Origin of the sequence: Kitasatospora sp. NPDC004669 (assembly GCF_040609455.1) — a bacterium.
In the GTDB taxonomy this organism is placed as follows: domain Bacteria; phylum Actinomycetota; class Actinomycetes; order Streptomycetales; family Streptomycetaceae; genus Kitasatospora.
On the sequence record NZ_JBEXKB010000002.1, the window covers coordinates 252,723 to 278,553 of the forward strand.

Annotated in this window: 19 protein-coding genes and 1 pseudogene; 8 read left to right on the forward strand and 12 right to left on the reverse strand. The window is 72.4% G+C overall.

What is annotated here, in order from left to right; all coding sequences use genetic code 11:
- The first annotated feature begins 59 nt into the window (after positions 1 to 59).
- Positions 60 to 1,313 (forward strand): sensor histidine kinase, encoded by a 1,254-nt coding sequence (locus ABZW30_RS02985; RefSeq protein ID WP_355669263.1) that lies wholly within the window; start codon positions 60 to 62, stop codon positions 1,311 to 1,313.
- Entirely contained in the window at positions 1,310 to 1,993 is a 684-nt protein-coding gene (locus ABZW30_RS02990) for a response regulator transcription factor (RefSeq protein ID WP_355669264.1), read from the forward strand. The genes ABZW30_RS02985 and ABZW30_RS02990 overlap by 4 nt, the downstream gene beginning before the upstream one ends.
- 54 nt (positions 1,994 to 2,047) lie before the next feature.
- Here the strand turns inward: ABZW30_RS02990 and katG are convergent, their stop codons facing one another.
- The gene (gene katG, locus ABZW30_RS02995; RefSeq protein ID WP_355669265.1) at positions 2,048 to 4,264 is read right to left on the reverse strand and encodes a catalase/peroxidase HPI; all 2,217 of its coding nucleotides are present in this window, start codon (positions 4,262 to 4,264) and stop codon (positions 2,048 to 2,050) included.
- Between the two features lie 250 nt (positions 4,265 to 4,514).
- On the opposite strand from katG, the gene ABZW30_RS03000 reads away from it, so the two are divergent.
- Together ABZW30_RS03000 and ABZW30_RS03005 are read left to right on the forward strand one after the other, a co-directional pair.
- The gene (locus ABZW30_RS03000; RefSeq protein WP_355669266.1) at positions 4,515 to 4,928 is read left to right on the forward strand and encodes a Fur family transcriptional regulator; all 414 of its coding nucleotides are present in this window, start codon (positions 4,515 to 4,517) and stop codon (positions 4,926 to 4,928) included.
- Positions 4,929 to 5,554: 626 nt separating this feature from the next.
- On the forward strand, positions 5,555 to 6,640 hold the full coding sequence (locus tag ABZW30_RS03005; RefSeq protein ID WP_355669267.1) for a PP2C family protein-serine/threonine phosphatase: 1,086 nt from the start codon (positions 5,555 to 5,557) through the stop codon (positions 6,638 to 6,640).
- 30 nt (positions 6,641 to 6,670) lie between these two features.
- Here the strand turns inward: ABZW30_RS03005 and ABZW30_RS03010 are convergent, their stop codons facing one another.
- The 4 genes from ABZW30_RS03010 to ABZW30_RS03025 form a co-directional block, all read right to left on the reverse strand.
- Positions 6,671 to 7,798 carry a substrate-binding domain-containing protein gene (locus tag ABZW30_RS03010; protein ID WP_355669379.1) on the reverse strand — a complete coding sequence of 376 codons (1,128 nt, stop codon included), beginning with the start codon at positions 7,796 to 7,798 and terminating at the stop codon, positions 6,671 to 6,673.
- A 20-nt stretch (positions 7,799 to 7,818) separates the two neighbouring features.
- A complete protein-coding gene (locus ABZW30_RS03015; protein WP_355669268.1) occupies positions 7,819 to 8,883 on the reverse strand; it encodes an ABC transporter permease in 1,065 nt (354 codons plus the stop codon).
- Entirely contained in the window at positions 8,880 to 10,442 is a 1,563-nt protein-coding gene (locus ABZW30_RS03020; protein ID WP_355669269.1) for a sugar ABC transporter ATP-binding protein, read from the reverse strand. Before ABZW30_RS03020 ends, ABZW30_RS03015 begins: the two co-directional genes overlap by 4 nt.
- A 97-nt stretch (positions 10,443 to 10,539) precedes the next feature.
- Complete coding sequence (locus ABZW30_RS03025) at positions 10,540 to 13,395, reverse strand: SpoIIE family protein phosphatase (protein ID WP_355669270.1); 2,856 nt, start codon at positions 13,393 to 13,395, stop codon at positions 10,540 to 10,542.
- A gap of 172 nt (positions 13,396 to 13,567) precedes the next feature.
- Here ABZW30_RS03025 and ABZW30_RS03030 point away from each other — a divergent pair, with 172 nt between their 5' ends.
- On the forward strand, positions 13,568 to 14,476 hold the full coding sequence (locus tag ABZW30_RS03030) for a cyclase family protein (protein WP_355669271.1): 909 nt from the start codon (positions 13,568 to 13,570) through the stop codon (positions 14,474 to 14,476).
- A gap of 55 nt (positions 14,477 to 14,531) precedes the next feature.
- Here the strand turns inward: ABZW30_RS03030 and ABZW30_RS03035 are convergent, their stop codons facing one another.
- A complete protein-coding gene (locus ABZW30_RS03035) occupies positions 14,532 to 15,128 on the reverse strand; it encodes a hypothetical protein (protein ID WP_355669272.1) in 597 nt (198 codons plus the stop codon).
- Positions 15,129 to 15,543: 415 nt separating this feature from the next.
- Between ABZW30_RS03035 and ABZW30_RS03040 the strand changes: the two genes are divergently transcribed.
- Positions 15,544 to 16,719 carry a PP2C family protein-serine/threonine phosphatase gene (locus ABZW30_RS03040; RefSeq protein WP_355669273.1) on the forward strand — a complete coding sequence of 392 codons (1,176 nt, stop codon included), beginning with the start codon at positions 15,544 to 15,546 and terminating at the stop codon, positions 16,717 to 16,719.
- Positions 16,720 to 16,853: 134 nt separating this feature from the next.
- On the opposite strand, the gene ABZW30_RS03045 is transcribed toward ABZW30_RS03040, so the two are convergent.
- Entirely contained in the window at positions 16,854 to 17,885 is a 1,032-nt protein-coding gene (locus ABZW30_RS03045; RefSeq protein WP_355669274.1) for an alcohol dehydrogenase, read from the reverse strand.
- Positions 17,886 to 18,080: 195 nt separating this feature from the next.
- Here ABZW30_RS03045 and ABZW30_RS03050 point away from each other — a divergent pair, with 195 nt between their 5' ends.
- On the forward strand, positions 18,081 to 18,701 hold the full coding sequence (locus tag ABZW30_RS03050; RefSeq protein WP_355669275.1) for an L-threonylcarbamoyladenylate synthase: 621 nt from the start codon (positions 18,081 to 18,083) through the stop codon (positions 18,699 to 18,701).
- 417 nt (positions 18,702 to 19,118) lie between these two features.
- Positions 19,119 to 19,790 (forward strand): annotated as a pseudogene (locus ABZW30_RS03055) (NAD(P)-binding domain-containing protein); the annotation flags it as partial.
- A 114-nt stretch (positions 19,791 to 19,904) separates the two neighbouring features.
- Here the strand turns inward: ABZW30_RS03055 and ABZW30_RS03060 are convergent.
- From ABZW30_RS03060 to ABZW30_RS03080, 5 genes are read right to left on the reverse strand one after another with little or no spacing between them, the layout of a single operon-like run.
- Positions 19,905 to 20,924, reverse strand: coding sequence for a LacI family DNA-binding transcriptional regulator (locus ABZW30_RS03060; RefSeq protein ID WP_355669276.1), 1,020 nt, complete (start codon positions 20,922 to 20,924; stop codon positions 19,905 to 19,907).
- Between the two features lie 18 nt (positions 20,925 to 20,942).
- Entirely contained in the window at positions 20,943 to 22,664 is a 1,722-nt protein-coding gene (locus tag ABZW30_RS03065; protein WP_355669277.1) for a glycoside hydrolase family 36 protein, read from the reverse strand.
- Between the two features lie 2 nt (positions 22,665 to 22,666).
- On the reverse strand, positions 22,667 to 23,494 hold the full coding sequence (locus ABZW30_RS03070; RefSeq protein WP_355669278.1) for a carbohydrate ABC transporter permease: 828 nt from the start codon (positions 23,492 to 23,494) through the stop codon (positions 22,667 to 22,669).
- Positions 23,491 to 24,438 (reverse strand): sugar ABC transporter permease, encoded by a 948-nt coding sequence (locus ABZW30_RS03075; protein ID WP_355669279.1) that lies wholly within the window; start codon positions 24,436 to 24,438, stop codon positions 23,491 to 23,493. Before ABZW30_RS03075 ends, ABZW30_RS03070 begins: the two co-directional genes overlap by 4 nt.
- A complete protein-coding gene (locus ABZW30_RS03080; protein ID WP_355669280.1) occupies positions 24,435 to 25,778 on the reverse strand; it encodes an extracellular solute-binding protein in 1,344 nt (447 codons plus the stop codon). Before ABZW30_RS03080 ends, ABZW30_RS03075 begins: the two co-directional genes overlap by 4 nt.
- Positions 25,779 to 25,831: the final 53 nt, after the last annotated feature.

Genomic DNA, 25,831 nt, shown 5'->3' on the forward strand with positions numbered 1-25,831 from the left:
ACCGGCTGCCGTCGGCCGCGGGGCTGTGCCTGCGAGCCGGCGGCCGCCACAATGTCCCGGTGATCAACGTGATCGACCACCCGACGGTGCAGCGGCTGCGCACGGCAGCGACCCGACTGGGCGGCGGCCCGGATGCGACTCCCCCGCCCCGGCCGACCCGGCGCGGCCAGCTCTTCGACGCGCTCCTGGCCCTCTTCCTCGCCTTCGTCTCCGGCCGCTACGCCACCATCGCGGGCCACCCGCGGGACGGCACCTGGCACGGGGTGCTGCTGCTCGTCCCGCTCGTCCCGCTGCCGCTGGTGCTGCGCCGCCGCTATCCGCTTCCAGTGCTGTGGACGGTGCTGCCCGCCGCACTGCTGGTGCGGTCGCAGTCCGAGGACATCGCATACTCGGCGGGTGTGGCGGTGATCGTCGCCGCCTACAGCGCGGCCGCGTACGGGCGCCGACCGGCCGCCGTGCTGCCGAACCTGCCGGTCGCCGCCGCCGCGTTGGTGGTGCTGTTCAACGACGCCAAGCTGCCGCACTTCCCGAACGGGGTGATGGCCGTCCTGGTCCTGGTGCCGGTGTTCGCGGTCGCCTACGAACTGCGGATGTGGCGCCGCCGGGTGGACGAGGGGCGGGAGCGGCTGTCCGTCCTGGAGCGCGAGCAGCTGTCCGCGCTGCAGCGCGCGGTGGAGCTCGAACGGGCGCGCATCGCACGGGAGTTGCACGACGTGGTGACGCACAACGTGAGCATGATGACGATCCAGGCCGGGGCCGCTCGCAAGATCCTGGACACCGCCCCGGACAAGGCCCGCGAGGCGATGGCCGCGGTGGAGACCGGCGGGCGCGCGGCGATGACCGAACTGCGGCACGTGATGGGCCTGTTGACCATCGACGCGGGTATCGGGGACGACCCGGCGGCCAGCGCCGACCTCAGCCCGCAGCCGGGCCTCGGCCGACTCGACGCCCTGGTCGAGGGCGTCCGGCAGGCCGGGCTGCCGGTGGAGCTGACCGTACGCGGCGAGCGCCGGGCCGTCCCGCCCGGGGTCGAACTCGCCGCCTACCGGGTCGTCCAGGAGGCGCTGACCAACACCGTCAAGCACGCGGGCGGCGCCGACGCCGAGGTGACCGTCGAGTACGCCCCCGACCGCCTGCGGGTGGAGGTCACCGACACCGGCGGCCGCCCCACCGGCGCCGCCGCCACCGGCAACGGGCGCGGCCTGCTCGGGCTGCGCGAACGCCTCGCCGTCTACGGCGGCACCCTGCACACCGGTCCCCGGCCGCGCGGTGGCTACCGCGTCACGGCCCTGATCCCGTTGGAGAGTCGATGAGCGCGCTGCGCGTGGTGGTGGCCGACGACCAGGCCCTGGTCCGGACCGGCTTCCGGCTGATCCTGGAGTCCGAGGGGATCGAGGTGGTCGCCGAGGCCGAGGACGGCGAGCAGGCCGTCGCCGCCGCCCGCCGGACCAGACCGGACGTGGTGCTGATGGACATCCGGATGCCCGGCCTGGACGGATTGGAGGCCACCCGCCGGATCCTCGCCGACGGTGCGCAGGACGCACCCCGGGTGATCATGCTGACCACCTTCGACCTGGACCACTACGTCTACGCCGCGATGGCCGCCGGGGCCAGCGGCTTCCTGCTCAAGGACGTCACCCCGGAGCACCTGGCCGCCGCCGTCCGGCTGGTCCGCACCGGCGACGCGCTGCTCGCGCCCGCGATCACCCGCCGCCTGGTCGAGCGCTTCGCCCGCCCGGCCGCCCAGGAGGCCGCCGCCCCGCACCGCGAGCTGGCCACCCTCACCCCGCGCGAACTGGAGGTGATGACGCTGCTCGCCCGGGGCCTGAGCAATGCCGAGCTGGCCGCCCGGCTGCAGCTCTCCGAGGCCACGGTGAAGACCCATGTGGCCCGGATCCTCGGCAAGTTGGGGCTGCGGGACCGGGCCCAGGCGGTGGTCGCGGCGTACGAGACCGGGCTGGTCAGCGTGGGCTCCGCACCCGGAACGCCATAACGACGATCGGGAGCCCGGGGGTTGGCGCCCCGGGCTCCCGATCGGCTCAGCGGGTCACGCGAGGTCGAAGCGGTCCGCGTTCATGACCTTGACCCAGGCCGCGACGAAGTCCGACACGAACTTCTCCTTGGCGTCGTCGCTCGCGTACACCTCGGCGACGGCCCGCAGTTCGGAGTTCGAGCCGAAGACCAGGTCGGCGCGGGTGCCGGTCCACTTGACCCGGCCGGAGGCGTCCCGGCCCTCGAAGGTGTGCGAGTCCTCCGAGGTGGCCTTCCAACTGGTGCCCAGGTCCAACAGGTTGACGAAGAAGTCGTTCGTCAGCACGCCCGGGGTCGCGGTGAGGACACCGTGCGCGGACTGCTGGTGGTTGGCGCCCAGCACGCGCAGACCGCCGACCAGGACGGTCAGCTCGGGCGCGCTGAGGCCCAGCAGGTTCGCCTTGTCGAGCAGCAGGAACTCGGCCGGCAGCCGGTTGCCCTTGCCGACCCAGTTGCGGAAGCCGTCGGCCTTCGGCTCCAGTGCGGCGAAGGACTCGGTGTCGGTCAGCTCCTGCGGGGCGTCCACCCGGCCGGGCGCGAACGGCACTTCGACGGCGAGGCCGGCCGCCTTCGCGGCCTGCTCGATGCCGACGCCGCCGGCCAGCACCACCAGGTCGGCCAGCGAGACCTGCTTGTCGCCGGCCTGCGCGTTGAACTCCGCCTGCACGCCCTCCAGGGCGCGCAGCACGGTGGCCAGGCGGTCGGGCTCGTTGACCTCCCAGCCGGCCTGCGGCTGCAGCCGGATCCGGCCGCCGTTGGCCCCGCCGCGCTTGTCGCTGCTGCGGAAGGAGGAGGCCGCGGCCCACGCGGTGGAGACCAGCTCGGAGACCGACAGGCCGGTGGCGGCGATCCGCCGCTTGAGGTCGGCGACGTCCGCCGGCTCGACGTTCCCGTACGAGACGGCCGGCAGCGGGTCCTGCCAGAGCAGCTGCTCGCTCGGGACCTCCGGGCCGAGGTAGCGCACGATCGGGCCCATGTCGCGGTGGGTCAGCTTGAACCAGGCGCGGGCGAAGGCGTCGGCGAACTGGGCCGGGTTCTCCAGGAAGCGGCGGGAGATCGGCTCGTAGACCGGGTCGAAGCGCAGCGACAGGTCGGTGGTGAGCATGATCGGGACGTGCCGCTTGCTCGGGTCGTGGGCGTCCGGGACGGTGCCCTCGCCGCCGCCGTCCTTCGGCTTGTACTGGTGGGCGCCGGCCGGGCTCTTGGTGAGCTCCCACTCGTAGCCGAACAGCGTCTCGAAGAAGCTGTTGTCCCAGGTCACCGGGGTGGGCGTCCAGGCGCCCTCGAGGCCGCTGGTGATCGCGTCGCCGCCGACGCCGGTGCCGAAGGCGCTCTTCCAGCCGAGGCCCTGCTGCTCGATCGGCGCGGCCTCCGGGTCCGGGCCGACGCTGTCCGCCGGGCCGGCGCCGTGGGTCTTGCCGAAGGTGTGGCCGCCGGCGATCAGCGCGACGGTCTCCTCGTCGTTCATCGCCATCCGGTAGAAGGTCTCGCGGATGTCGCGGGCGGCGGCGATCGGGTCCGGGTTGCCGTTGGGGCCCTCGGGGTTGACGTAGATCAGGCCCATCTGGACGGCGGCCAGCGGGCTCTCCAGCTCGCGGTCACCGGTGTAGCGCTTGTCGTCCAGCCAGGTGGTCTCCGGGCCCCAGTAGACGTCCTCGTCCGGCTCCCACTCGTCGACTCGGCCGCCGCCGAAGCCGAAGGTGTCGAAGCCCATGCCCTCCAGGGCGACGTTGCCGGCCAGGATCATCAGGTCGGCCCAGGACAGGCTGCGGCCGTACTTCTTCTTCACCGGCCAGAGCAGACGGCGGGCCTTGTCCAGGCTGGCGTTGTCCGGCCAGCTGTTCAGCGGGGCGAAGCGCTGCTGGCCGCCGCCGGCGCCGCCGCGGCCGTCGCTGATCCGGTAGGTGCCGGCGCTGTGCCAGGCCATGCGGATCATGAACGGACCGTAGTTGCCGTAGTCGGCCGGCCACCAGTCCTGCGAGGTGGTGAGCACTTCCTGGATGTCGCGCTTGACGGCCGGGAGGTCGAGGGAGTTGAAGGCCTCGGCGTAGTCGAAGTCCCCGCCCAGCGGGTTGGCCACGGCGGGGTTCTTGGCCAGGATCTTCAGGTTCAGCCGTTCCGGCCACCACTGGCGGTTCCCGCCGCCCTGGGTGGGGTGAAGCGCGCGCCCATGGTTGACCGGGCAGCCTTCCGCGCTCGCCTCAACGCCGGTTGCATCGTGGTTCTCAGACATGGGAATCCTTCCCTACAAGGCGGATCACGGTGTCTATCTGCTACCTACGGCACCAACTGCTGCTACTACCGGGTATCGCTATCTCCTGCTGTGTACTGCTGGTACCCAGGCTAGCGCCGGAGCCGATCCTACGGTGGACGCAATCCAAGTCAAGAAAGACACCAAATCCATATCCGTTCGGGAACCGGACCATGGAGGATGTGCATTGGTAAACTCCGGTCTCCCCCATGACCTGAATAGGTGAACCGATATGAGCGACCTGCTGGAGCGGCTGCGCGGGCGCGGCTGGCGCCTCACCTCCCAGCGGCGTGTCGTCGCCGAGGTCCTGGACGGCGAGCACGTGCACCTGACCGCGGACGAGGTGCACGCCCGTGCGGCCGAACGCCTCCCGGAGATCTCCAGAGCGACCGTCTACAACACCCTCGGCGAACTGGTCACCCTCGGCGAGGTCATCGAGGTCTCCACCGACGGGCGCGCCAAGCGCTACGACCCCAATGCGCACCACCCGCACCAGCACCTGGTCTGCACCGGCTGCGGCGCCATCCGCGACGTCCACCCGATCGGCAACCCGCTCGCCGACCTCCCGGCCGACCAGCGCTTCGGCTTCGCCGTCTCCGGCGCCGAGGTCACCTACCGGGGGCTCTGCCCGTCCTGCGCGGGCTGATCGTTTCGACTCCCCGCCTCGCCGTCCGACCTTCCGCGCCGGAACCTGCTGGACGCGGTCGGGGTGCCGGAACGCTCGGTGCTGTGGATGCTCTTCCTCTACGGGCCTGGTCTCCGACTCCGGAACGGCCTCAAGAGCCTGCCGGTTCGCCGGACGACGGGTCCGGTTCGAGGCCGGGGAGACGGTCGACCGGACGGCGCCCGGCACCGGCCACCACCGCGAGCCACGTGCCGGGGGTGTCGCGCCCATGCGGTCGCGTGCTCGCTCGACTCCGTCGGCGGGCGGCGGCGGCTGGTATGCCGTGATGATTGATGTATGCGTGTACAGGCGGATCACGGACCGGATGACGCCCGCCACCGGGAGTTCGTGGGCACACCGCTGCACGTCGCGGCGCCCTCCGCGGCTGTCGGACCCCTGCCGCCGTCCGGGCGGATTCTCTCCGGCGTGCCGATGGATCCACCGCTCGTGCGACCGCGGCGGTCCGCTTCGCCCGCCCGTGCCCGGCCGGTTCGCCGCGGCTTCCCGTTCAACCGGGCACACCGCCACCGGAGCGCGCGGTGAGGATCCCGGGCCGCGGCGGCGCCGCCCGGCACCGTGCGACGGGGCCGGGCGGGACGGAGCCGCGGGTGCCCGCCCCGCCGGCCTGGATCCGCTGGCTGCCGGCCATCTACGTCGCGGCCATCCTGGCGCTGGAACCGATCACTCCCGTGCAGTGGCCGGTGAGCTTTCTGCTCATCGCCCTGCCCGTCGTCGCCGCCTACGCCCACGGTCCCGCCTTCGTCGCCGCCGTCACGGTCTTCGCCGTGACCTTCGAAGGCGTCCTGGCGGGCACTCCGTGCTGTGCGGGCCGCGACGTGGGTTATCTCTGGGAGCGCCACTACGTGGCCACCTACTTCTCCACGGCGTTGGTCGGAATGCTGGGTACCCTCCTGGCCGCCCACCGAACGCGCCGGGAACGCACCCTGGCCACCGTACGCTCCGTGGCCGAGACGGCGCAGCGCGTGCTGCTGCGTCCGGTCCCCCACCTCCTGGGCCGCATCGGCATCGAGACCTTGTACCTGTCGGCGGCCGCGGAGGCCCGGATCGGCGGCGACCTCTTCGAGGCGATGAGCACCGCACACGGTGTGCGCCTGCTGATCGGCGACGTCCGGGGCAAGGGCCTGCTCGCGGTGGAGACGGCTGCGGCGATGCTGGCCGCCTTCCGCGAGGCCGCCTACGACGAGCCCGATCTGCCCGCGATAGCGCGTAGATTGGAGCGGAGCATGAGCCGCCGAGCCGCCCAGCTCCCCGGCAGCGAGGAACGCTTCATCACCGCTGTGCTCGCCGAGATTCCCGGCGACGAGCCCGTGGTCCGCATCGTCAACTGCGGTCACCCCCCGCCGCTGCTCATCGACCGGGGCGGGGTCAGCGAACTGGCCCCGTGTGATCCGTCACCGCCTCTCAACCTCGGTGTGCTGCTCGGCGGCGACTACCACGTCGACGTGGAGCCCTTCCGTCCGGGCGACCAACTGCTGCTGTACACCGACGGCGTGACCGAGACCCGCGACCGCACCGGAGCCTTCTACCCGCTCACCCAGCGTGTCCGTAAGTGGACCGCCCTGCCGCCACGCGAGCTCTTGGACCGCCTGCACCAGGACCTCCTCGCGTACAGCGGTGCCGGCCTCGACGACGACATCGCCGTGCTCGTCGCGCACCGGCTCCCCGACGGGTAGGAACCGGGCGCCCCGTCGGCACCGCCCTCGCTACCCGCCCCAGATCGTCCGGTACGCCTGGCGGTAGCCCGACGGGTCCCAGGAGGTCGCTCCGCCACTGTTGGCGGCCGTGGCGATGTGGACCGGGGCGACGTAGCCGCTGGCGGGCTGGTGGGAGAAGGCGCGGTTGAACTCGTCGACGATCTGCCAACCCTGTTCGGTGAGGGGTTCGGGGACGGTGGCGGCCTGGAACTGTCTGCTGTCGATGCGCTGGAAGGCCGAGGGGTCGCCGTCGCCCGCGCCGATGTTGTACGGGGCGGCGTTGCCGGGCCGGCCGGCCGCGCGCAGGGCGGGCGCGGCGTCGGCGAAGTACAGGTCGTTGATGGCGACGGAGTGCGTCCACTGGCCCTGGAAACGGGCGAGGAGGGCGGAGACCTCCTCGGGAGTGCGGCTGGTCGCGTCCGGGATGGGGATGTTCGCGGAGGCCAGCAGTCTCACGCCGGGGCAGGTGGCGAGTTCGTCCTTGATCAGTTGGGACTTGGTCTTGGCGAACGGGACGGAGTCGTCGGTGAAGACGACGACTCCGGCGTTGCCGTTGGAGTCCGCGACGACCCAGTCCGCGCTGAGCCGTGCGACGTCCCCGACGTTGGTGGTGATGTTGCTGAAGAGCGGGGGGTTCGTGCTCGGCCCGGGGGCCGCGACCGCGTGCCAGCCGATGAGCGGGATGTGTGCCGTGCCGGCCTGCGCGACCTGCTGCGAGGTCAGGCCCGGGTCGAAGCCCCCGATGACGATGCCCGAGGGATCGAGGTTCACCGCCTCGCCGAGCGCCGCCTGGATGCCGGCGGGCGTGCCCTGTCCGTCGATCACCCGGACGCTCCAGCCGGTGATCGTCGCGGCTTCGACGACTCCCCTGGCGACACCCGCGACGCCGGGGTTGGTCATGGTCTGGGCGACGTAGACGATGGTCCGGCCGGGAACCGCCCTGGGGCCGCTGGTGGGGCCGTTCCAGGGGACGTCGACCTGCTCGGCCTGCTGGACGTTCGCCTTCGCCTTGGCGAGGGTGGACGCCGGGCACCCGGCCCTCGACGGCCCTGCGACGGGGGCCCCGGTCCCGGTCGACACGCCGCGCTGGCAGCCGTCCAGGGCGGTGCCCGCCGTTGCCAGCACGACTGCTGCCAGCACGATCGCGGCACCGCGCTTCACGGCGTGTCCCGGGAGGATGCCGCGTCCGTCGACGGCGGCGTGGGCGACCGGCGGGTCTCGGCGCCGCCGGCGCGCAGCCGGCGGCGTGCGGAGTAGCCGGCCAGGCCGACGGCGAGGAGCAGCGTGGCGCCGTTGAACAGCGGCACGGCCCAGAAGTCGGCGCCGAGCTGCCCGATACCGGCCAGACCGATGGCGAGGACGGCGACGGCGACCACGGTGCCCAGGGTGTTGGCGCGTCCGGGTTTGATCGCGGTGGAGCCGAGCAGCGCGCCGACGAACGCGGGCAACAGGTACTCCAGGCCGACGCTCGGGTTGCCGATCTGCTGCTGCGCGGCGAGCAGGACCCCCGCGAAACCGACGACCAGGCCCGATCCGGCGAAGGCGTAGACGCTGTAGCGGCGGGTGGGGATTCCGACGAGTTCGGCGGCGCGCGGGTTGGAGCCGATGACGTACAGGTACCGGCCGAGCGGCAGCCGCTCCTGCAGGAGCCACAGGACGGCCGCGAGCGCGAGCACGTAGGAGGCGGACACCGGCAGTCCGAGGAATGTGGAGTCGTAGAGGTCGGTGAAGGCGACCGGCAGACCGCCTGTACCGGGGAGGACCCGGGCGCCGCCGGTGATCCAGCCGGTGAAGGCGTACAGGATGCTGCCGGTGCCGAGCGTGGCGATGAAGGAGTCGATCCGCCCGAACTCGACGATGACACCGTTGAGGGCCCCGAAGGCCGTTCCGCCCAGGATCACGGCCAGGCAGGCGAGCGGCCAGGGCCAGCTGCCGTCGACGATGAGCCGCAGCACCGCGACGTGCGCGAGGCCGAGGCCGTAGCCGATGGACAGGTCGAATTTGCCGGTGGCGATGGGGATCGTCACACCGAGCGCGAGGAGGGCGGGGATCGACTGGTTGGACAGGATCGAGGAGACGTTGTCGAGGGTGGGGAAGGTGTTCGGCAGCGCGACGGAGAAGATCAGGAACAGCAGGGCGGCGAGGGCCGGCAGGCCGTAGCTGCCGATCAGGTGCCCGCGCCGGCGGCTCTGCGGGGATCGGCGGAAGGGGGGTGCGGTCATCGGCCTGTCGCACGCCTGTCGCCGTCACCACCGGTGACGGGAGGCATGGCCGAGGCGGCGGAGGTGAGTTCGGTGACGTTGAGGGCCGCACCGGCCAGCTCGGCGGTCACGGTCCCGCGGACGAACACCAGGGCACGGTGGCACACGGTGGCGACCTCCTCGAAGTCGGTGGAGATGAGCAGGACCGCGAGGCCGTCGGCGAGCGCCTGGTCGAGCAGGCGGTAGAGCTCGGCCTTGGCGCCGACGTCGACGCTGGCGGTCGGCTCTTCGAGGATCAACAGCCGCCGGTGCACCCGGAGCCACCGGCCGACCATGATCTTCTGCTGGTTCCCGCCGGACAGCGTGGCGATCCGCGCCTCGCTGTCGCGGGGGTGCACCGAGAACCGCTCGATCAGGGCGGCGGCCTGGGCCCGCTCGCGCCGGGGGCTGATCCAGTGCAGCCCCGACCGGCCGCCCGCCCGGGGGTTCGCCAGGAGGTTCTCACGGACCGTCAGTTCGGCGGCGCATCCCTCCTCCTGACGGTTGCCGGTGACCAGGCCGACGCCGGAGTCGACGGCACCGGCCACCGTGTGCGGGGTGTACGGTCGGCCGTCGAGCAGGGCCCGCCCGCCGAGGATCGGACGGGATCCGGCGAGGGCGCGGCCCAGGTCGAGGTGGCCGGCGCCGGTGAGGCCCACCATGCCGAGGATTTCGCCGGCGCGCAGCGTCAGGTTGACCGGCCCGGCGTTCGTGGTCCGCACCGCGTCGAGGCTCAGCACCACCGGGCCCTCGGCGGGGGCGACCGGGGCGGCCCGGTGGCCGACCGGTTCGCGGCCCACGATGTCGTGGACCAGGCGCCGGCGGCTGTGGCCGGCGAGCGGGCCGGAGCTGATCAGCCGGCCGTCGCGCAGGACGGCGAAGGTGTCGGCGACCTGGTAGACCTCGTCGAGCCGGTGGGTGACGTAGACGATGCCGTGCCCCCGGTCGCGCAGGGTGCGCAGGACGGCGAAGAGCCGGGCGCAGTCCGCGGCGGGGAGGCTGGCGGTCGGCTCGTCCAGGACGATGAGCTCCGCCCTCGTCGCCAGCGCGCGGGCGATGGCGACCAGCGAGCGCTCGGCGGGGGCGAGGTCGGCGATTCGCGCGTCGGCGTCCAGGTGCCCGGCGATCAGGGCGAGGGCGTCGGCGCAGCGCTCCCGGGTCCGCCGCCAGGAGACCAGTCCGTGACGGCGCGGGTAGCCGGCGACCAGGGCGATGTTCTCGGCGACCGTCATCCACTCGACGAGACCGGGATCCTGGTGGATGAAGGCCATATGACGAGCGGCGGCCTCGGTGCCGAGCGGGTGTCCGGCCACCGTCACCTCGCCCTGGTCCGCGTGGTGGATCCCGGCGAGCGTCCGGATGAGGGTGGACTTGCCGGCGCCGTTCGGACCGAGCAGGGCCAGGACGCTGCCGCGATGGATGTCGAGGTCGATCCCGGCCAGCGCGGGAGTGCCGCCGAACCGCTTGCCGAGACCGCGGATGCGGACGAGTGGGCCGCGGCGCGCGGGTGGGCCCGCCGGGGGGTCGGGGGTGTCGTGCATGGACCACCGTTCCTACCAGCTCAGCCCGGCCGCGGTGGTGTTGACACGCCACGGCGGCGGTTGATGTCCGGAGGGCGGGTGATGTCCGGAGGGCGGGTCATTCGATTTCGGGGATGTCGGCGAACTGGTTCTCGAAGAAGGGGCTCTCGAAGAGGTCGGGGACTCCGTCGGACGCCTCCAGGGCGCATTCGGCCCAGATGACCTTGCCCCTGGCCGTGTAGCGGGTGCCCCAGGCCTGGGTGAGCTGGGCGACGAGGAACAGGCCGCGGCCGCCCTCGTCGGTGGTGGCCGCGTGGCGCAGGTGGGGGGCGGTGCTGCTGCCGTCGGAGACCTCGCAGATCAGTGCGCGGTCGTGGATCAGACGGACCTGGATGGGCTCGATGCCGTAGCGGATGGCGTTGGTGACCAGTTCGCTGAGCAGCAGTTCGGCGACGAAGGCGACCTCGTCCAGTCCCCAGTCGCTCAGGCGGCGGGCGGCTGCGGCGCGGATGTCGCCGACGCGGGCCGGGTCGGCGGGCAGGTCCCAGGTGGCGATCCGGCCGGGGTCGAGGGCGTGGGTGCGGGCGACGAGCAGCGTGACGTCGTCGGCCGGGTGCTCGGGTACCACGGCCTCCACGACCGTGCGACAGGTGTCCTCGGGTGAGCGGTTCGGGTGGGCCAGGGCGGTGCGCAGGCGGTCGAGCGCCGCTTCGGGGTCGCGGCGGTGGTCTTCGAGGAGTCCGTCGGAGTAGAGGACCAGCCGGCTGCCTTCGGGGAGGTGCAGCTCGGCGGTTTCGAACGGCAGGCCGCCCAGGCCGAGCGGGGGCCCGGCGGGGAGGTCGGGGAGGATGACCGTGCCGTCCGGGTGGACCACCGCGGGTGGCGGGTGACCGGCGCGGGCCAGCGTGCAGCGCTGCGAGGTCGGGTCGTAGACGGCGTACAGGCAGGACGCGCCGATGATGCCGTCATTGCCGGTGGCGGGCTCCGCACCGTCCTCGTCCCGGTCCAGGCGCCCCACGAGGTTGTCCAGGTGGGTGAGGAGCTCGTCGGGGGCGAGGTCCAGTTCGGCGAAGTTGTGCACGGCGGTGCGCAGGCGGCCCATGGTGGCGGCGGCGTGCAGTCCGTGGCCGACGACGTCGCCGACGACCAGGGCGACCCGGGCGCCGGAGAGGGGGATGACGTCGAACCAGTCCCCGCGCACCCCGGACTCGGCGGGCAGATAGCGGTGGGCGACCTCGATGGCGCTCTGCTCGGGCAGGCTGCGCGGGAGCAGGCTGTGCTGCAGGGCCAGGACCATGGCGTGTTCGCGGGTGTAGCGGCGGGCGTTGTCGATGCAGATGGCGGCGCGGGTGGCCAGCTCCTGGGCCAGCGAGCGGTCGTCGTCCCCGTAGGGGGCGGGGTTCCGGGCGCGGTAGAAGCCGGCGATGCCCAGCACGACGCCGCGGGCCAGCAGCGGGACGGTGATGAGGGAGTGGACGTGGTGCGCGAGGAGGCGCTGGGCCGCCTCGGGGTCCTGCGAGATCCAGCCTGCGGCCCTGCTCAGATCGGGTTCCAGCACCGCCTGCCCGCTCGCCAGGCAGCGGCGATGGGGCGTGGTGGGGCTGAGGTCGACCCGTTCGCCGACCGGGTAGAAGGGGCAGTCGGCGCGGATGCCGTGGACCACCGTGCGGTGCAGCTCGCTGCTGGGGTCGGTGGGCTCCTCGCCGCGCAGGACGGTCTCGGGCAGGTCGATGGTGACGTAGTCGGCCAGCCGCGGGACGGCCATCTCGGCGAGTTCCCAGGCGGTGCGGGTCACGTCCAGGGTGGTGCCGATGCGGGTGCTGGCCTCGGACAGCAGCTCCAGACGGCGGCGGGCCGCGACGGCGTACTGTCCCACGCCCGGCTCGCCCACCAGCAGCAGCCTGGTGGCTGCGCCGCGCGCGGGGGCGGACGGCGCCTCGGCCCGGCGATCCGGTGCGCCACCCCCGGGGTGCCGCAGCGGTGGGGCGGCGGCGGTCGTGGCGGGCGCCGGGCGGCCGACCGGCCGACCGGCCTGGTCGGGGGCGACGAGCCGGGGCAGCGAGTCGCCGTGCAGGATCGCCTCGATGACGAAGCCCTCCACCCCGGACGGGCTGGCCACCGGACGGCTCAGCAGGGTGACCCGCCGGCCCTGGGAGAGGGTCACCTCGACCGCGGTGCGGCGGGCCGAGGAGATCAGGTCGGTGGCCATCTGTTCGAGCAGTATCTGGTCGTGCCGGTCCAGCCCGCTCCGGGACAGCTCGTCCATCCCGACCAGGCGCCCGTCCCCGGCCGCCTGGTCGGTCTGGGCGCGGCGCCTGGAATCGAGGTACGCGCGCAGCAGGGTGCGCTCTCGCGCCGAGCTCTGCGCCAGCAGGCGCCGCTCGATGGCGGTGGCGGCCTTGCGGATCAGGTCCTCCATCTGCGGGTCCGCGTAGGCGGGCGGATAGGCGAAGCAGAGGACACCCTCGATCCGTCCGCTGAGGGGGTCGCGGACGGGAATCGCCGTACAGGCGTTGGACTGGCCGCGCTCGGAGAAGTGCTCGGCTCCGGAGACCTGGATGAGCCGCCGTTCCGTGAGCGCCAGCCCGATGCCGTTGGTCCCGCCGTACTGCTCGGCGAACACGAAGCCCGGGACGCTCTGGATCGCGGGCAGCTGCCTGGCCATGGACGCTTCGCCGAAACGGCGCTGCAGCACCGCCCCGTCCCCGTCGGTCAGGGCCACGTTCATCCGGCTGCCGGCGAACCTGGATGCCAGCCGGTCCAGCACGGGCCTGGCCGCGCGGACCAGCCGACCGTCCAGATCGATGTCCGGCCGGTACGGGAGCTCGGATCCGTCCGGGGAGATCCCCATCGACCGGCAGCGCTGCCAGGAGTTCAGGATCAGACTCCGCACGCCACCCTCGACCGGTTCACCGAGCATGAACCGCTCACGGGCCCGTACGGGACCGATCCCCGCCTGATCCGAAGCTGTCATGACCGCCACAGCGCTCACATTTCCGCAGAGCCGCACCCTTTCGATGCAATATTAGGACTTTGCCCGTTCTGCGGTGCTTGTCACCGGATCGCGCACAACTCCCCGAGCACGGTGGCGGTATTGCGACCGTCACCGCATCATCGGCAGAGCGGGGGACGGGTTGAGGAGTGCCATGACCAGTGTCAACGGGCCGGCGATGACCCGTGACGAGTTCGACGCGCTTTTCCGCCGGCTGCGCCGCGACCGTCTCCCCGGGCCGGTCGAAGGGACGCGACGGGTGGCCGCCGCCGGACTCGTACGCACGGGTGAGGTCGTCGCCATGGGGCGGCCGTGGGACACCGTGCCGGGGCCCGACAACCGCAGGCCGGCACTGCACCAGATGACCGAACTGGCGGACGTCACGCCCCCCGAGCCGACCGTGCACCGGGACTTCATCGCCTCCGACTACCACGGCAAGGCGCAGACGCACCTGGACGCGCTCTGCCACATCGCGTACGGCGGACTGCTCTTCGCGGGAGTGCGGGCGCGCGACGTGGTCTCCTCGCAAGGTGCCGCCTACGGCGCGGTGACCGACCTGCTGCCCGGGCTGGTGGGGCGAGGAGTCCTGCTGGACGTGCCACGCCTGCGCGGCCGCGCCTGGCTGGAGCCGGGAGAGGCGATCGGCGGCCCGGAGCTGCTGGTCTGCGCCGAGGAACAGGGCAGCCCGCTCCACCCCCAGGACATCCTCCTGGTCCGCACGGGCCACCTCGCCCGACGGCGGCGGCTGGGCGCGTGGGACCCGGACGACCTCAGCGCGGGGCTGCATCCCGGCGCGATGCGCGTGCTGAGCGAGTCACGGGCCTCGGCCCTGGGCAGCGACGGCGACAGCGACATGCGCCCGAGCCCCGTCGACGGCGTCCACTCGCCGGTCCACGTGCTGGCCATCACCGCCCTGGGCCTGCCGCTGATCGACAACCTGGACCTGGAACCGCTGGCCGAGGCGTGCGCGCGCACCTCACGATGGGAGTTCCTCTTCGTCGCCGCGCCCCTGAACATCCCCCGCGGCACCGGCTCCCCGGTCAATCCGCTCGCGGTCTTCTGAGCGCTCACGGCCTTCTCGGCGGGGCCGGGAGCCGGCCGCGTCCCAGGCTGCGCTGTCACCACTCGTCGCGGTCGCCGAGCACCCGGAAGCTGCCCACGGCGCCGTCGCCACCGAACAGGGCCCCGTGGCCGGTACGAGGCGCGACGCCATTGGTGGCGCCGTAGGGGCCCACGATGGCGACCGGACCGCCGTTGTCACAGGAGAAGCCGCGGAAGACCTCGACGGTCTTCCGGCTGTCATTGAAAATACTGAAGCTACTGGAGCCCAGTCCGCTGGCGGCGGTGACGCATCCCTCATCGGAGGCGGAGTACGAACGTTCGTTGAAGTAGATCCTTCCCTCTTCCTCATGGCCGTGGCCCTCATGGCCGTGGCCGCGCCTGCCGTCCTCACGGTCGCGGCCCTCGCGCTTCTCCCCTTTTTCTTCTTCGCCGCCGCCCGGGGCGGCCGCGGCCGGGGCGGCTTGTTGGACCGGCTGGGGTGCCGACTGAACAGGCGGGTGCGCCGGGGCGGCTTGTTGGACCGGCTGGGCCGCCCGCTGGACAGACGGGGGCGCCGAGGTGGATCCGGCGGTCAGGGTGTAGGTGATACCGGTGGCCGCAAGCGCCGCCGCGCTTACTCCGGCGACGGCCAAAGCCAATGTGCGCGTGCGCATGTCACTGTCTCTCTGTCTCACGGACGTCGGCCGGGTGCCCGACCTGCGACGAACGTAATGACAGCCCTTATGGCTGTCATTTCGGACGTGTCCAAGGTGTGACACCATGAGTCCAGCCAGGTGAAAATGCGGCACGTATCGCATACCGGTGAAATATCCGCACCCCGCAAGGCCTCTTCCAGATCGAGATCCATTCTGCGCGGGGCCTTCCGCTGCGAGCGACATCGCCCGGTGCCGTGTTGGGCCCGGTGCCGTGTTGGTCGGGGTGGTTCGGGTTCGCCACTCCATGCCGCCGGAGTCCGGCGCAGCGGAGCCGCCCGGGGCGGCGACACCGGAGCGGCTACGACCGGTGAGCCGGCTACCACGCATGTGCGACACACCTGCGCTCGCCGACGCTCAGGAGCACAGTGGGGACATGGAAGTCCGAGCACGCGCGGCCCGCCTCCAGCAGCGCGGGCAACGGAGCTGGGCGCTGCTGCTGATCCCGCTCGCCCTCATCGCGGCGATCACCGTGGTCGATCTCCACTCCCCCACCACCATCCACCTCGGCCCGCTCCTGGTGATCGCCCCTGCCCTCACCCCTTCGTTCGCCGGCCTCCGCCCGACCGCCCTCGTCGGAGCCCTGGCCATCGCCGCCCAGGTCCTCATCGCCTTCCTCCATGGCGGCCTCACCACCAGCAACCACATCGCGCAGATCGCCGCGCTGACCATCCTGTGCGTGCTGATCGTCATGTTCACCGCCATCCGCGACCACCGGGCCAGACAGCTCGCCCGCGCCCAGTCAGTCGCCGAAGCCGCCCAGCGCGCCCTGCTTCGCCCGCTGCCCGAACAGATCGGGCCGCTTCAGATCGCCACGATGTACCTCGCCGCCGAGAAAGAGGCACAGATCGGCGGCGACCTCTACACCGCCACCCGCACGGCGGGCGGAACCCGCATGGTCATCGGAGACGTCCGGGGCAAGGGCCTGGCCGCCGTCGGCGAGTCGGCCCTGCTGGTCAGCGCCTTCCGCCTCATCGCCGCACAGCACGACACCCTGGCGGACCTGGCGTCCACGCTCGACCACAACGTGGGGCGCTACCTCACCGACTTCGCCCAGGAGAGCGGCGACATCGTCGAGCACTTCATCACCGCGATCCTCCTCGACCTGCCCGACGACGAGCCGGTCGCCCGCATGACCAACTGCGGACACCCGCCGCCCCTCCTGCTGCGCGACGGCCACGCACTGCCCGTCGACTCCGTGCCGGCCGCTCCGCCCCTCGGCGTGAACGACCTCGGCGACGGCACGTACCCGAGCGACGACTTCCCGTTCGAAAGAGGCGACACCCTGCTGCTGTACACCGACGGGGTCACCGAGGCACGCGACGACACCGGCGAGTTCTACCCGCTCGCCGATCGCGCCGCCCACTGGACCAGATGCTCCCCCGAGACACTCGTCAACCACATCCGCCGTGACCTCCTCGCTCACGTCGGCCACCGCCTCAACGACGACGCCGCCGTCATCGCCATCCGGCGCGCCGAACCCGCCGCCGCCCACCCCGACGAGCCCGGTCGAAACCCGCCCCTCTGCGAGAGTGATCCAACGCCGGGCTAGACGACGCGACTTCCCCAGGTGACCGGCTCTGTGACCGGCTCTCACTCAGGTCGACCGAAGCTCCCGACTCCACCGATGCCGCCGTGCGCACCGGTCGCCAGGACCGGACGAAGCTCCGGCGCGTCCGGCTCCCGTCATCCCGTTCCGGTGGTGAGCACCATGCGGAAGCGGGCGGTACCGGAGAGCATCCTCCGGTAAGCCTCGTCGGCCTGGCCGAGCGGCGCGGTCTCGATCATCGGGCGGATTCCCCGCAGGGCGCTGAACGCCATGGTGTCCTCGATGTCCTGCGCGCTGCCGGACGCGTGTCCTCGGACGGTCCTGGCGCGCAGGAGCAGCTGGACCGGGGTGATCCGAAGCGGCTCGGCGTCCGCGCCGATGACCACCAGTTCACCGCGGTGGGACAGCCCGTCCACGGTCGCCGTGATGGCGGCGGAGTTCGCGGCCGTGGCCAGCACGACCCTGGCGCCGCCGAGGGACTGCAGCGCGTCCGCGACGGGCGTGTCGGCCGTGCTGTCGATGTAGTGGTGCGCGCCGAGCTGCTTGGCGAAGTCGGCCTTGTCGGCGCCGCGGGCGATGGCCACGGTTTCGAAGCCCATGGCGGCCGCGTACTGCACACCCAGGTGGCCGAGGCCGCCGATGCCGAGTACGGCGACGAGGTCGCCCGGCCGTGCGGAGCTCGTCCGCAGCCCGTTGTACGTGGTCACCCCGGCGCAGGCCATCGGCGCGGCGTCGGCGGCCGCCAGCGCGTCGGGGATTCGGGCCAGGGCGTCGACCGGCACCACCGCCGCCTCGGCGTACCCGCCGTCGTACGCCCAACCGGGGACCTTCAGGTTCAGGCACAGGACGAAGTCGCCCTGCCGACAGGCGGTGCAGTGCCCGCAGCTGCCGCCGAACCAGCCCACCGCCACCCGGTCGCCCACCCGCCAACCGGTGCTCTGCGTTCCCTCGCCGAGCTCCTCGATGCGCCCGGCGATCTCGTGCCCGGGGACCAGCGGAAACCGGACGCCCGGCAGCCCGGCGTTCACGAACATGGCGTCACTGTGGCAGATCCCGCAGGCCTCCACGGCGACCCGTACATGACCGGGGCCCGGCCGCGGCACGTCACGCTCGACGATCTCGAACGACCCGCCGACGGCGGCCACCTGTGCCGCTCGATAGGTACTCATCCGGATTCCTCCCGGTACACCGGCACGCCCGCCCCTCGGCACCAGCAGACCAGCTCCGGCCCGAACCCGCTCGCCGAGACCGGCTCGAACCGTCGGTACCGACCACCGCGGACGCAGCCCACCTTTCGCGGACGCCTGCGGAGTGGGATGTCGCGGCTGCGCCCATCCGTCGCCGGGATCCCGTAGGGTCGGCCAATGGCGAAGTACTTCGACGTGCATCCAGAGTCTCCCCAGCCGCGCACCATCGGCACCGTGGTCGCCAGTCTCCGCTCCGGGGCCCTTATCGCGTACCCGACCGACTCCTGTTTCGCCCTTGGCTGTCAGCTGGACAACCGTGACGGCCTCGAGCGGATCCGGTCGATCCGGCGTCTCGACGAGCGCCACCACTTCACCCTGATGTGCGTGGACTTCGCGCAGCTGGGGCAGTTCGTCCAACTCGACAACAACGTGTTCCGCGCCGTCAAGGCCGCGACGCCGGGCAGCTACACCTTCATCCTCCCTGCCACCAAGGAGGTGCCACGCCGCCTGCTGCACCCGAAGAAGAAGACGGTGGGAGTCAGGATCCCCGACCACACCGTCACCAGGGCTCTGCTCGCCGAACTCGGTGAGCCCCTGGTCTCCAGCACCCTGGTTCTCCCCGGTGAGGACGAACCGATGACACAGGGGTGGGAGATCAAGGAGCGCCTCGACCACGTGCTGGACGCCGTGGTGGATTCGGGCGACTGCGGCACGGAGCCGACGACGGTCATCGACTTCTCCGGTGGCGGGCCGGAAATCGTCCGGCGCGGGGCCGGCGACCCCACGCGCTTCGAATGACGGGCCGGGCACACCCGCGGAACGCGGACAGTACGACGGACCGGTGAGCCGGGTGGGGTCGTCGGTCCGCAGGAAGGCCGCCTCGACGGCGAGTCGGAGGTCCGGGCCGCGCAGCCAGTCGACGAACGTCCGGTAGGGGTGCTCTGCTTGTCCCAGAAGGCGTCGATCCGGGCGGGGCGCGGGGCGCTCGCGAAGGCCTCGGGGAGCCCGTCGATGAGGGTCGGCAGCGCTGTGCGTTCCATCAGGACACCCCCGTCACGACTCCCCCGTCACTGAGAGACAGCCCAGGAGAGTAGCAGCCGCAGGGCGGACCACCCGGCCGCGGCACAGACCGGACAGAGCGGAACGGGCGGGAACAGAACCGGTCGCCGTCCGGTTGCGGCAGGTCGACGAGCTTGCGGCACTCCCGGAACGAGGGGCTTTCCCATGAAGATCGGCATCATCGGCGCGGGCAACATCGGCGGCAACCTGACCCGGCGGCTGACCGCACTGGGGCACGAGGTCTCGGTGGCCAACTCGCGCGGCCCGGAGTCGCTCGGGGCGCTGGTCGAGGAGACCGGCGCGAAGGCCGTGACGGCCGCCGAGGCGGCGCGGGGCGCGCAGGTCGTGGTGGTGACCGTGCCGCTGAAGAACGTGCCGGACCTGCCCGCCGGGCTCCTGGACGGCGCGGCCGAGGGCGTGGCGGTGATCGACACCGGCAACTACTACCCGCAGCAGCGCGACGGCCGGATCGACGCGATCGAGGACGGCGGGCTGACCGAGAGCCGCTGGACGGAGCAGCAGATCGGCCACCGGGTGGTGAAGGCGTTCAACGGCACCTACGCCCAGGACCTGCTGGAGCGCCCCCGCCCGGCGGGTGACCCGGAGCGCCTCGCCGTGCCGGTCGCGTCCGACGACGAGGCGGCCAAGCGCGTGGTGCGGGCGCTGATCGACGAGTTGGGCTTCGACACGGTGGACGCCGGCGGGATCGACGACTCCTGGCAGCAGCAGCCCGGTGCCCCGGTGTACGGGCTGCGCGCCGGCGTCGACGCGGTGACCCGGGCGCTCGCGGAGGCGTCCCCGGAGCGCCCGGCGGCCCACCGGGCCTGATCGGCTCAGCCGCCGCACGGTCGGTCGGCGAGCTGACCGTCGCGCAGACCACCGCCCAGGGCCGGTCCTCGTGCTCCCGTCGTCGCCGCGCAGACGGGAGCACGAGGACCGGCCCTACCCCGAACTCCCCCGCACCACCAGCTCGGCCGCCAGCTCGACCCCCGCCGTCGGTGCCGCCTCCCCACGCCCCTGGTCGAGCAGCCGCCCGACCAGCGCGCCGGTGATCGCCCGCAGCGGCAGCCGTACGGAGGTCAGCGGCGGGTGCAGGTGGCGGCAGAGCGGCGTGTTGTGGAATCCGGTGACGGCGATCCCGCGCGGCCCGACCTCCAGCCCCTCCGCCCGGACGGCCTCGTACACGTCCAAGGCCAGCAGGTCGCTGCCCGCCGCGAAGGCGGTGGGCCGGTCGGGCCCGCGCAGCAGCGCCCGTACGGCCGTCACCGACGGGTGGGCCACGGTGACGGCGGACAGTCCCAGTCGGCGTGCCTCGGCGAGGAAGCCCGCCCGCCGCGCCGCCATCCACGGCAGGTCCTCGGAGGCCCCGAGGTACCCGATCCGCCGGTGACCGCGCGCCGCGAGGTGCCGCACCACGGCGGCCATCGCCGCGTCGTTGGCGATGTCCACCCAATGCTGCGGCTGCGCGGGCCCGGTCCGGCCGAAGGCGACGAACGGGACGCCCAGCCGGGCGACGTGGTCGATCCGGGCGTCCTGGTGGAGCACGTCCGCCAGCACCAGCCCGTCGACCTGGCGGGCCGCCACCAGCTCGTCGATGGCAGCCAGCGCATCGGGCGCGCCCCGGCCCGGGCGGAACAGCAGCACCCGTCGGCCCTGTTCCCCGGCCGCGTCGACCAGGGCCTCCAGGAAGCCGGCCATCAGCGGGTTGGGGTCGTTGGGGTCGTCCACCGGGGTGAGGTAGCCGATGGTGCGCCGGGCGCCGCTGCGCAGCGAGCGGGCCGACTGGTCGGGCTGGTAGCCGAGTTCGCGGATCGTCGCGGTCACCCGCTCCAGCGTTTCCGGACGGACCCGGTGCGGGGCGTTGAGTGCGTTGGAGACGGTCTGCCGGGACACCCCGGCCGCGCGGGCGACCTCCTCGATGGTGGTGGCGCCACGGCGCGGCCGGTGTGCTCCCTCGGGCATGCGGTCCTCCTGGAGTCGTCAGTCGCGGCGCAGGGTCAGCAGCCCGCCGCGTGGCACCGGGATCGGCTCCGCCCGGTCGAGCTCGACCTCGCCCTGCCGGACGATACGCCCCCGGGCGTCCTGCACGGTGACGGCGGCGGTCCCGCTGCCGCCGGTCAGCCGGACGACCGGGTCGGCGTCGGCGTTGGCCACCAGCAGGGTGCGCCAGCCCGGATCCGAGGCGTCGACCGGCAGGGCCGCGTAGCGGGCCACCGCGACGGTCTCCTCGCCCACCGCCGTCACCAGCGGGTACCCGAGGTCCGGACGGGCCGGGCGCAGCTCGGCGAGCTGCAGGGTGTCGAGGTGCGTGCGGAGGACGCCGAGCCAGAAGGCGATCGTCTCCCGCTGCGCGGTGCTCTGCGCGGCGAGGTCGACGGAGAGCTGCGGCACCGCGAACAGCACGTTGATCAGGTGGCAGGCGATCTGCTCCGGCGGCTCGGCCGGATGCCACATCAGCATGTCGGAGTGGACCGGGACGGGCCCGGCGGCGAGCCGCAGATCGACGGTCCGCTGCCGGTTCTCCTGCGGGCTGAGCGGGCAATCGGTGGCGCGGATCATGGTGACGTACGGCCACAGCCCGGGGCTGACGTACGGCTGGCGGTGCTCGATCATCGCCTCCGGGTTCGCGGCGGTGATCCGGCGCCGGATGGTGGCGAGCAGGCGCTCCACGCCCTCGTCCACGCCTGCGCAGTCCGCCCCGGGGCCGGGCTCGGGGACCTCCGCCCGCGCGAACCAGTCGACGAAGTCGACCTTGAGGCCGTCCATGCCCCACTCCTCGACGGCACGGGCGAGCCGGTCGGTGAGGAAGTCGCGGACCTCGGGGTACCGCGGGTCGGCGACGATCGCGCCCAGGTGTGCCGCCTCGGCGAGGGCGTAGCGGCCGAGCTTCTGGTACGCGGCGCTGTCCTTGCCGATGAACGGCAGCGCGTACCAGATCAGGTAGCGCACGCCGAGCTCGTGCACCCGGCGGACGTGGGCGGCGGTGTCGGGCAGCGACACCGGCTCCCAGTCGCCGCAGTGGGCGTAGCCCCGGGTGCGGTCGGCGGTCATCCAGCCGTCGTCCACGATGATCACGTCCAGACCGAGCTCCTTGCCCAGCGCGGCCTGGGTCTCGACGCGCTCGGGCGTGATGTCCTGGTGCATCGAGTACCAGGTGGAGTAGGCGGGGCGACGGGCTGCCTCAGGGATGTCCGCGACGCGGCCGCTGCCCCACCAGGCGGCGAGGTCGGCCAGGCAGCGGGCGAAGTGCCGCCCCGAGGTGTCGATCCGTACGGTGAGTCGGCCCGCGGCCTGGGCCCAGCACCGGAACTCGCCGGTCTCCTCGACCACTCCGGCCCCGGCCAGCACGTCGGGGCGCTCGGCGGCGAAGGCGCAGAGCGCGACGTCCCCGGTGCCGACCAGCGCGGCGATCGGGGCGCCGTCGGCCAGGCGCGTACGGCGCGGGGCGCTCCAGGCGGCGGGCAGCCAGCCGGTGCCGCGCGGCTCGGGCGTCCAGAAGGCGGTGGCGTCCACGCAGGGCACCCGCCACTCGATCCGCAGCTCGCCCTCCCCTTCGGCGTTCACCTCGACCACTCCGTCGGCGACCGCCCGGACGGTGGCCGCGCCGCTCGCCCTCAGGTCCAACCCCTCGGCGTACAGCGGGCGCAGGCCGGCGGCGGCGGGGGCGTGCGGTTCCCAGATGTCGTTCACGGTCTCGGACATGCTCAGCCTTTCGTGGCGCCGGCCAGCAGGCCGGAGATGAACTGCCGCTGGAGGACCAGGAAGAGGACCATCATCGGCAGGGTGGACAGCGCGGTGCCGGAGAGGATCGCGCCGTAGTCGGTGGTGCTCTTGTTCCCGTACAGGGTCGCGAGGGCCACCGGCAGGGTGTGCATGTCCGGACTGCGCAGGGCGATCAGCGGCCAGACGAACTGGTTCCAGGAGCCCAGGAACAGGAAGATCGAGAGCGCTGCCAGGACCGGCCGCATGACCGGGACGACGACGCTCCACAGCACCCGGAACTCGCCGGCACCGTCGACCCGGGCGGCGTCGAGCAGTTCGTCCGGCAGGCCGCTCAGCGACTGGCGCATCAGGAAGATCGCGAAGGGCACGCACAGGCCGGGCAGGATGATCGCCTGGTAGGAGTCGAGCAGCCCGAAGCTCATCATCATCTTGAACAGCGGTACCAGCATGACCTGTTCGGGCACCACGAGGGTGGAGAGCAGCAGCGCGAAGAGCAGCGTGCGGCCGCGGAAGCGGAACTTGGCGAAGGCGTAGCCGGCGAGCAGCGCGACGACCAGCGCGCCGGCCGTCTGGACTCCGGCCACCAGCAACGAGTTCCCGATCACCCGGAGCAGCCCGATCCGGCGCTGGAGCCGGTCCAGGTTGTCGCCGAGGTGGCTTCCGGGGAGCGGTGCGGGCGGCCAGTCGAAGATCTCGGTGTCCTTCCGGGTGGTGGCGATCACCAGCCAGTAGAACGGGCCGACGGACAGGCCGGTGACGGCGGCGAGGAGGAAGGTCAGCGGCCAGCCCCGCAGTTGCCTGAGGTTCATGTGTCCTTGTCCCCCATCAGGCGCATCTGGACCGCGCCGAGCACCGACACCAGCAGGGTGAGCGCGTAGGCGATGGCGGAGGCGTAGCCGAAGTCGAAGTAGCGGAAGCCGTTCTGGTACAGGTACATGGAGACGGTGAGGCTCGCGTTGTCCGGGCCGCCACCGGTCAGCACGTACGGCTCGTCGAACAGTTGGAGCGTGCCGATGGTGGACAGCACGACGGTGAACAGCAGGACCGGGCGCAGCGCCGGGACGGTGATGGACGCGAAGCGGCGGATCGGCCCGGCGCCGTCGACCATCGCGGCCTCGTACAGCTCCCGGGGGATGGACTGCAGGCCGGCCAGGTAGATGACGGCGTTGTAGCCGGTGTAGTGCCAGGTGAGCACCAGGACGACCGACATCCGGGCCCAGAACGGCTGGCCGAGCCAGTCGACGGTGGGCAGGCCGACCGCGTCGAGCAGCCGGTTGACCGCGCCGTCGTCGGTCCTGAGCAGGAAGGCGAACATCACCCCGGTGGCGACCAGGCCGGTGACCGCGGGCATGAAGACGCCGAGTCGCCACACCGCGCGCCAGCGCACCAGGGCGGAGTTGATGCCGACGGCCATCAGCAGGGCCAGGCCGAGCATCAGCGGGACCTGCACGACGAGGATCTCGCCGGTGTTGCGCAGGGCCGTCCAGAACAGCGGATCGTCCAGCAGGCGGCGGTAGTTGGCGAGTCCGGCGGCGCGGGTGGCGGTACCGGATCCGGTGGTGAAGGAGAGCAGCAGCGAGTCGACGATCGGGTAGGCCTTGAACACGCCGAAGGTGAGCAGGGCGGGGGCGAGCAGCAGGTACGGCAGGGCGGCGCGGCGCCACCGGGGGCTACGGCGGGACCGTACGACTTCCTTGGTGAGCGACTTGGCGAGTTCCTCGGCAGGGGCGGCGGACGGGGTGGCGGCGGTCATGCGATGCCGCGTCCGGTCTGCTGGGCGAGCTGTTTGGCGGCGTCCTGGAGGACGGCGGCGGGGTCGCCGCCCTTGAGGAAGACCTTGGTCTGGGCGTCGCCGGCGAGCTTGAGGGCGCGGGCGTAGTCCCCGGAGTAGTTGGTCGGGTCGCCGCCGTCGACGGCCAGGTCGGCGAAGGTCTTCAGGACGGGCTGACCGCCGAAGTACGGGTGGGGCGCGGCGTACATCGGGCCGGTGTACGCCGCGGTGAGCGCGGGGAAGACGCCACCGGCGTCGAACATGGTGTTGACGGAGTCGGGGCGGGTGAGCGCGTACTCGACGAACTTCCAGGCGGCGCGGCGGCGCGGACTGGAGGCGGCGACGGCGAGGTGGGTGGAGTTGACCAGGGCGGTGCGCTTGCCGCCCGGGGTGACGGCCGGGGGTTTGGCGAGGCGCCAGTTGCCGCTCTGGTCGGCGAACTTGGACTCCAGGTAGTGCGCGGCCCAGGCGGGCATCGGGGCGACGGCGAGCTTGCCCGCCTTCGTCGCGGTGGCCCAGCCCTGGTCGCCGGGAACGTCGGCGATCAGGCCGGCGTCCTCCAGGCGCTTGACGGTGGCGAGGGCGCGCACGTCCGGCTCGGAACCGAGGGTGATCCTGCCCTGGAGGTCGAAGTAGAACGCGCCCTGGAGCTGCATGAGGGACTGCAGGAAGTCCAGGTCGGGGTCCGGGTTGGCGGCCTTGCTGATGCCGATGAGCGAGATGCCCGGGTTGGCGGCCTTGAAGCGGTCGGCGACGGCTATCAGGTCGTCCCAGGTGGCGAGGGCGGTGGGGTCGATGCCCGCCTTGTCGAAGTAGTCCTTGCGGTAGAAGAAGCCGAGCGGGTTGACCTCCCAGGGCAGTGCGTAGACGTGGCCGTCCTTGCCGGTGACGACGGGCCACAGGCCCTTGGCGAACTTGTCCTTGTGCGCGTCGGCACCGTACTCGGAGAGGTTCGCCAGGCCGCCGGGGAACTTCTCCAGGTAACCGGGCAGGTAGTCGCAGCCGATGTGCAGCACGTCGCCGAGGCCCTGACCGCCGGCCGCGAGACCGACGGTGATCTTGTCCCAGATGGCCGGGTTGCCGATGTCCTGCACGTCGACCTTGATGCCGGGGTTGTCCTTCTCGAAGGCCGGGACGACTCCACGCAGGGCGGCGGCGGCCGTGGCCCAGGACCAGACGGTGACGGTGCCGGTGTCGGCGTCCCCACCCGAGGAACTCCCCGCCCCGGAGCCGCCGCAGGCGGCCAGGGTGCCGCCTGCGGCCAGGGTCAGCAGACCCGCTCCGGAGGCGCGGAGCAGATCGCGACGAGAAAGGTGTGACATTGCATCTCCTGGCGGTTTGAACGTTCAAATCCACAAAACAAACCACAACCCAA